The organism is Pseudoalteromonas sp. 2CM28B, from assembly GCF_023161935.1.
This window is the reverse complement of the sequence record NZ_JALNTH010000110.1, coordinates 1-669: the sequence shown is the minus strand read 5'-3', so window position 1 is coordinate 669 and position 669 is coordinate 1. Positions and strand designations below refer to the sequence as shown.

Here is a 669-nt window from a genome sequence, read left to right as displayed (position 1 = left end):
GGGCAAACTAAACATTATCAATAAAACGCCTTATCAAATTGATCAAACAAGTACCTTTCTTGAAGCGATACTTCGTCCGCCCATTTCTTAATTAGATTAATTTTTAATGACCTATTTATCCTTTAATAATGGATAAAGGTTTCGTGTTTATTAATTTTAAAATTAAGAATTTTTATGTATATATATTTAAAAAATGCAGGTTTAGTCCTGTCTTTATGTATGGCTGTGAGTTTTTCAGTTGCCACTTATGCCAAACAGAAAAGTATTTCATGGCTAGATAGTCAAATAAATAAAGATCCCGAAGTTGTTGCGGCTAAAGAGTTACTTAATGCAAGTAATCATAGAGCCAAGAGCTTAACTAAAGCCGTATATAACCCAGAGCTTGAAGCAAGCTATGAAAAAGAGGGTGATTTTGATAATTATTCTATTGGTATCAGTCAAACGATTGATTTTTGGGATAAGCAATCAGCAAATAAAAGCATTGGTGAAATTGGTGTTTATGCAAACCAGCAACAATTGTTATCTCTACTCGATTCTAAAAAGGCTAACGCTTTAACTGCAATAGTTAATTGGCAAGCAGCAAAAAAGGTGGCTCAGTTACTTTCAGTAAGAGAAAATCAATTACAAACGCTCGTTGGAATTATTGAAGATAAGCGAAAAGCAGGACTT

1 protein-coding gene is annotated in these 669 nt (G+C 32.7%); it reads left to right on the top strand.

The genetic code is table 11. The annotated features are described in order from the left end of the window. Positions 1–174: 174 nt before the first annotated feature. Positions 175–669, top strand: a 495-nt coding sequence (locus MTN96_RS36850; RefSeq protein WP_248534849.1) for a TolC family protein, incomplete at its 3' end; no start/stop codon positions are given.